Origin of the sequence: Lysinibacillus sp. NPDC056185 (assembly GCF_047737915.1) — a bacterium.
Taxonomy (GTDB): Bacteria; Bacillota; Bacilli; order Bacillales_A; family Planococcaceae; genus Lysinibacillus.
The window spans coordinates 94561-101450 of record NZ_JBLLLQ010000019.1; the positions used below are offsets into that span (position 1 = coordinate 94561).

Sequence of the window (6890 nt, forward strand, 5' to 3'; positions counted from 1 at the left end):
TTTTTTTTCACTCTATCTTGTGATTTGCAAGCTGTTTTCATCATTTCTTCAGTGAGCAAATACTGACATAAACAACTCATTTTAATCCTTTCTTGACTTTGGTTTTAACGGAGCATTTTGCATAATAGGATATGATAATAATAATGCTCCAACACTACATAAGCCTAATAAAGTAATCAATGTCATTCCCGAAACATCTAATCCTAAAAGCCATTCTATGCTATCGCTTAAATAACCACCATAGTATAAAACCATGAAAATAATTGACAACAACATAAGAGTAATGATGCTTTTTTGCATCCCTAAACGAAAATTAATACTATATAGTAGAAAAGGCACCCCTAACAAAAAGAGTCCAAACATAAGATCAATCCATAAATAAGCAAAGAAATGATAGCCATCTATTAAAAATAATCCAGGATGTAAAATGTTCGCTCCGATTTCCCAATGAAGATATAAAGTTTTTAAAATATATTGCAATACATTTAGCAATGTAATGCATATAACAACTGCTAAAACACCTACGCCATAATAGACTTTGAGTAATTGTACCCTCGTGCTTCCCATCCCAATCGCAACTGGATACATTGTTCTATAGCCATTTACTCCAAATAATGCAATAAAGCAATAAGCGGGACCTGAAATTGCGGCAACTACATCATCTCCAAGTCCAAATATATAGCCAATCAGGATCCACAACAAGGTCAACGGAATAGTAATGTAGAAAAACATTAATTTACCTAAATAAAATAAGGCTTCCTCTGAGACTAAACGAAATGTTCCATATAAAGAATTCATTTTTATTCTGCCTCCTCGGTCTTATTTAACAAATAATCTTGTAGTTTTACTTTTTCTATTGATAACCCATGTAAAGATGCGATTTCTTTCCATTCATCATTAAAAGCTACATCAACCATCACTTTTAACCTAGATCCTAATTCACTTGCTTCTAAAATATATTGTCCATCCGTCACTTTTTCTATCTTATTTTTGTCTCCTACCAACCAGATTCCACACTCTCTAATGTCATCTATTGGTTCATGTATGAATACTTCTTTTTCATAAATAACAAGAATTGAATCACATATCTGTTGGATTTCTTCAATATGATGAGTCGATATTAAAAATAATCTTGGTTGCTGCTCCTGACTTTCTCGTATAATTTTATACATTTTCTTACGCATATTTGCGTCTAATCCATTACTAGGTTCATCTAGAATCGTGATTTTCGCATTGCTAGAAATTCCGATGATAAACTGCAAAGCGGATTTCATCCCTTTTGATAACTTTGAAATCTTCTTCTTTTCATCCAGCCTAAAGATCTTTAAGAGTCGATTAGCTAGATCCATATCCCAATTGGAATAATAATACTGTCCAAATCGCAAAGAATCCTTAACAGTCCAGATGGAACTAAATGGATGATCCTCTTGCATATAACAAACATATTGAGCAGCTTCTGCACGATTATAGGGAGCCGTTCCCATGATCTCAACAATTCCTTTGTTTGGCTTGTCATGCCCAGCAAGCAGTTTCATCAGTGTCGTTTTTCCAGCCCCATTTCGTCCCCATACTGCGGTAATACCATTTTCATTTTCTTTGAAAGAAAAATTTTTAAGTATTGGTTCCTCACCGTATCCATAGGTAACATTCTCAACCTGAATCATTTTTTCTCCTCCTCTTTTATTAATTTCATTACTGTCTCAACACTCATTCCCAATCGCTTTGCTTCTTCTAGCAGTGGCACTATATATTCATTTCGATACTGTTTTTTCCTTTCGTCTAACAATTTTGTTTTCGCTCCTTCCATTACAAACATCCCAATTCCACGTTTTTTATAAATGATTTCTTCATCAACCAAAGTCTGTAGTCCTTTTCTTACAGTTGCTCTGTTGATGTTATAAAAATTTGATAGTTCATTTTCAGATGGAACTTGTTCGCCTTCTTTTAAGTGTCCTTCAACAATGTCGTTTATTACGATTTGTGCAATTTGCTGAAAGATGGGTAATGATTCATCTAATATAGGTTTCAACAAGAACACTCCTTTCTTTGCCTCAGTTTTGCTCATGTTGATTGTATGGTTGTATACTTGTGTAACCAACTGTACAATGATTGTTTAATTTTGTAAATAGGTTTTTGTTCAATACATGGTTTTTTTTAGAAATTTTCCTTAAAAATGTGATGTGTCGATTACGCAAAAAAACACTGCTCCATCCAATATTTTGAATGAAGTCAGTGTTTTACTTTCTGGTACCTTTTTGCAATCAACAAAGTAGGGAAAAGCTTTTCAAAACGGGAGAGGAAGAGAAATCAAAATAAGTAAAAGTATTGCTTTACAAAGTTTGATTTTAGGAAACATTCATCAACCTTGAAATATCAAGCATTCTCCATCCTAACAGTAAGTAGGGGCTATTGTAAGAAAACATGAGGCGGTGAATGGATAGTAAACATTGATCGACCTCACTTCGAAGTTAAATCAACTTTGAAGTTGCCAACGGGTTATTATAAAAGCAAAGCATTTAACAGTGCTGTGAAACTAAGAACTTACTACAGATCGTGTTCTAGGCTTAGTAGTGAATCACGATTGATTGCTTAAATAAAGACAAGTTAAATGGTATTATAATGAAAGATTGGTATATTGATAATAAGCTAAATATGAGATTGAGAAACGAGGTATTATAAATGGAAATTAGAAAGCCGAACAACTTAGAACTAGAAGAAATAATAGCTCTTTCACCACAAGCTTTATTTGATGGTACACTGGGCGGAGTAAGAGCAACAAATGAAAAAGTTTTAAACTTAATAGAACCTCTTCTTAAAAAAGGATGCTACTATTTGATAGCAACCGAGAATAATGAGTTAATGGGATGGATCTTAATTGGGGAAAATAAAGACCAATTTACGGAACAATTAAACGGGTTTATTTATGAGCTATTTGTAAAAGAGACATATAGAGGTAGAGGTATTTCCAAAGAATTAATGAATATTGCCATTGAACAATTGAGGAGGGAAGGATACTCTGAAGTTAGACTTAGTGCTTACGCAGGGAATAATGCTATTAAGCTATACGAAAAAATGGGATTTAGTTTAAGAACAATAAGTATGAAATTACAGTTATAAAAGTAGTTTGGCTTATTTAAAACTAAAAGACAATGACTAAGCGCTCATTAAAACGTGATATGCGCCCTGTTATTTACAAATTGAAAATTAACTAGTGCTTGTAGTGTATAGAAAAGAATTCTACCATTGCGCAAAAGAAACCCAGGTACTCATTAATTTTAAGCTTGGGCTTTTAGAGGAAGGTTATGGAAAAACCTTTTTACAAACTTGATAGGCGATGATACTATATATTAGGCGATGATTTCAAGAGGAGAGAATTCCTTCCTAGCCACAGGATATTCTCCTTAGATATTTCGTTAATTAAAGAACGACAGAAGGTATAGTAAATAAAGTGACAAATCTAATGTATGTATTTTGTTTAATAGTGTGGGGGCTTAATTTTATTGCAGTGAAAATTCAAGGAACGCCAGTAAGCTTAGAATTATCTTTGACTTATCGGCTAGTTATTACTGCATTTTTATTTATTGCCCTAGTATTGTTTCTTAAGCCGAAAGGGGTACCTACAAAGAAAGATATACCCTTTATCATTGTGTTTGGCATTTGTAATTTTGCTTTAAGTTATTTATGCCTATATTACGCAACAATATTAAGCTCAGCAGCAATTGTAACATTAATCTTTTCATTAAAAGTGATATTGACGCCGCTAGCTCTTCGTATTTTCTTAAAAGAGCAACTACATCCTCGTGTATTATTGGGAGGGCTACTAGGGGTGTTTGGTGTTTGTGTTCTCATTTATCCTTCTTTAAGTAATTTTTCTAGCTTATCTGTTTTAAAAGGCATAATGATTGCACTTTTAGGTACAGTGCTTACAGCAATTGGTGATGTAAGTTCTGCAAGGAATGCCAGAGTAAAGATTGATCCTATTTATTCGAATGCTATTGGTTTCGCTGTAGGAAGTATTTTAATGTCTATAATTGTATTGTCACAGGGACAAAAGATCATCATTCCTACATCAATAACATACATATCTGCTTTACTGTACTTAACATTGATCGCATCTTTCCTAGCATGGCTATTTTATTTAAAACTTGTTGAAAGAATTGGTGCTGCCAAAAGCGGGTACATGGTAGCTTTATTTCCGGTAATTGGAGGGATAGCTTCTGTTCTAATTGGTGAATCACCGCTTTCAATATATTTGATAATAGGATGTCTATCTAGCTGTATAGGTGCAGCTATAGCTTTAGGATTTAGAATTCCCCTTAAAATTAAACAAACGTAAATCAAGACATTGGGGAATGGTAATAGAAATATGATGACAGTAGACCGCTCAGAAATGGGTGGTTTTTTGTATTTGTTACTTCATTTTCTGTGGAGAAAAAAGCTAACAGGCACACGTCCAGATCCTTTTCATTAGCTCTATATGCCATGCGTCGAAAATAAACATAACACAGACATTTTTTTATTTGAATCCGGAAAAAATGCGGGATTTCAATAGTGGATGGAAACATTTGCTTGAAATGAGGTATTATTAATCAAAAGGACAAACGTAAGATTTAGGGGGAATATATGTTGAAAAAGGCATTTAGTTTGCTAGTTATAGTTCTGCTATGCTGCAGTTTGTTGTTTATGTGTAAAAGTGAAGTTAAAGCAACCTTTATAGGGGTGATTGAAGAGATGATAAACGATCGGAAAGCCGTAGTATATGTAACTGAATCAGAAAATAATGCGGTTTATGGAATTGTTTATGTATATCTTGCAAAGAATCCCGACGAAACATTTAAGGTTGGTGATAAAGTAAAAGTCGGTTATGACGGAAAAGTACAAGGTACAGCACCAATGGCCGTTACTACACTTACTGTTGAATTAGTTGAGTAATATAATAGTACAATGTAGCTAAAGAAAAAAGCGATCAAAGAATGATATATAAAGAAATTACATAAGGCTATGGAGGAGCTATCTGGGAGCAAGGGCTAGAATTTGACTAGCTTTTATGTTGTATAATTAATTGACCTATTAGGTGACTGAACAAATCAGAGCCTAGTAGTTTTTTTATTTATGTAAAATATCGTTACTTAAGTGTCGAAGCCAGCTTTAGATATTTATACTATCTTAGTGGCTATGGTTGTTTTATTTAAAATATAAAACCTCTTACACACATATTTTTACCACTTATTAGGTGGAAAGAGGATATTATGAAATTAAATGTTACAGTATAAACAGGAAAGAAAAAACTATAAAAAATAAAATATGCTCAAATCAAACAGCATAAAGTAGTGAGGAAATTCTTTTATGGAAGAAGAAGGGGAATTGAGAAAAAACTAAATAAAATTTTAGGAGGTAGAAAGATGCATAAAAAAACTTGGCTTATATTTATTTGTTTAGCTATTTTAATATCTTGTTATTCCGCTGTTCAATATCTCTTCATGGATGCGCATCAAGCAGGGTTTGTTAAACTGAAGCTTATGTTAAATTCTACATTGAGTTCATATTGGTACATAATGCTTTATTTGCATATCGTATTTGCTATAGTGGCTTTAGTCATTGGTCCCTTTACATTATTTTCAAGGTTTAGAGATAAAAATATTAAACGTCATCGTACGATGGGTAAAATTTATATGATAGGCATATTATTTGGCAGTGTTTCGGGGCTTTATTTAGCCTTTTATGCTACTGGGGGGTTAATGTCTCAGCTGGGGTTTGGTTTCTTAGCTATATTTTGGCTGATAACAGCATTTCAAGCTCTGGCTAAAATTAAACATAAAAAAGTTCTTAATCATCAAAAGTGGATGATCAGAAATTATTCTTTAACCTTTGCAGCTGTCACTTTAAGAATTTGGCTAGTCTTGTTTACTGTACTATTTGGATTTGAACATTTTAATCTTAGCTACTCTATAATCGCTTGGTTATGTTGGGTGCCCAATTTATTCGTTGCAGAATGGTTTATACGACGAAAACTCAATACGATGAAGCATCAGGGAAATGCGGATTTACAATTTTAAATAACAAATAAAAATGACTACTTTTGTGATGAGTAGTCATTTTTGTTTGTTATATGCTCTCACTATCATAAACTGAATTACAACAGTCGTTTTAATATTAAGGCCGTTTTCGTATAGATTGTTGCTATCTTGAAAATATTGAATTGAATATAATGCATTTTCAGGAGGCGTTCAATAATGTGGAGATATGTATATGAAGCAGTTGGAGAATTAGGGAAAGCAGACCAATTAGCCTTATTTAAGGCAATGAAACAAGATCTATATCCAAAAGAGGAAAATAAAATGGAAGAATTACTTCCTAAGATCAAGGAGTCTCGCTTTTCGTCTAGTTTAGGTTGTCTTCATTGTGGTGGTACTGCCGTAAAACGTAACGGTAAATATCGTTCTAGACAAAGATATTTATGTAAGGATTGTGGAAAAACATTTAATGATATGACAAATACGCCTTTTTCAGGTTCGCGTTATCCGGAAAAATGGATTAAATACATTAAAATGATGATAAACGGTGTTACATTACCGAAGATTTCAGACTCTTTAGAAATTCATATATCTACCGCATTTTATTGGAGACATAAGATTTTAAATGCTTTAGGAAGTCACAGCTTCAATCAATTATCTGGCATTATTGAAAGTGATGAGACTTTCTTTCGTGAATCTTTAAAAGGTCGTAGATTTACACATCGTAAACCAAAAAAAAGAGCAGAAAAGGATGAAAAACGAGGAATTTCAAATCAGAAAGTTGCTGTAGTTGTAGCCCAAGATCGAAATAACAATATTATTGCGAGGATGGCGGGTAGAGGTCGTGTGAAAGCAGAAGAAATTGATATGGTTGTC

General features: G+C 33.1%; 8 protein-coding genes. 5 read left to right on the plus strand and 3 right to left on the minus strand.

The window, feature by feature from the left end; genetic code table 11:
* Positions 1-81: 81 nt before the first annotated feature.
* The 3 genes from ACMZ42_RS17840 to ACMZ42_RS17850 are packed head-to-tail and all read right to left on the minus strand — an operon-like array spanning position 82 to position 2029.
* A complete protein-coding gene (locus ACMZ42_RS17840; protein WP_415732245.1) occupies positions 82-798 on the minus strand; it encodes a hypothetical protein in 717 nt (238 codons plus the stop codon).
* 2 nt (positions 799-800) lie between these two features.
* Entirely contained in the window at positions 801-1664 is an 864-nt protein-coding gene (locus ACMZ42_RS17845; protein WP_415732246.1) for an ATP-binding cassette domain-containing protein, read from the minus strand.
* Positions 1661-2029 (minus strand): GntR family transcriptional regulator, encoded by a 369-nt coding sequence (locus tag ACMZ42_RS17850; protein ID WP_415732247.1) that lies wholly within the window; start codon positions 2027-2029, stop codon positions 1661-1663. Before ACMZ42_RS17850 ends, ACMZ42_RS17845 begins: the two co-directional genes overlap by 4 nt.
* Positions 2030-2679: 650 nt before the next feature.
* On the opposite strand from ACMZ42_RS17850, the gene ACMZ42_RS17855 reads away from it, so the two are divergent.
* From ACMZ42_RS17855 to ACMZ42_RS17875, 5 genes are all read left to right on the plus strand, one after another.
* The gene (locus ACMZ42_RS17855; RefSeq protein WP_370083777.1) at positions 2680-3117 is read left to right on the plus strand and encodes a GNAT family N-acetyltransferase; all 438 of its coding nucleotides are present in this window, start codon (positions 2680-2682) and stop codon (positions 3115-3117) included.
* 331 nt (positions 3118-3448) lie between these two features.
* Positions 3449-4336, plus strand: coding sequence for a DMT family transporter (locus ACMZ42_RS17860; protein ID WP_415732248.1), 888 nt, complete (start codon positions 3449-3451; stop codon positions 4334-4336).
* Positions 4337-4626: 290 nt separating this feature from the next.
* Entirely contained in the window at positions 4627-4932 is a 306-nt protein-coding gene (locus ACMZ42_RS17865) for a hypothetical protein (RefSeq protein ID WP_415732249.1), read from the plus strand.
* A 470-nt stretch (positions 4933-5402) separates the two neighbouring features.
* Positions 5403-6056, plus strand: a complete 654-nt coding sequence (locus ACMZ42_RS17870) for a DUF420 domain-containing protein (protein WP_415732250.1) — start codon at positions 5403-5405, stop codon at positions 6054-6056.
* Between the two features lie 177 nt (positions 6057-6233).
* Positions 6234-6890 (plus strand): IS1595 family transposase (locus ACMZ42_RS17875; RefSeq protein ID WP_415732251.1); only part of this gene is annotated, 657 nt, incomplete at its 3' end.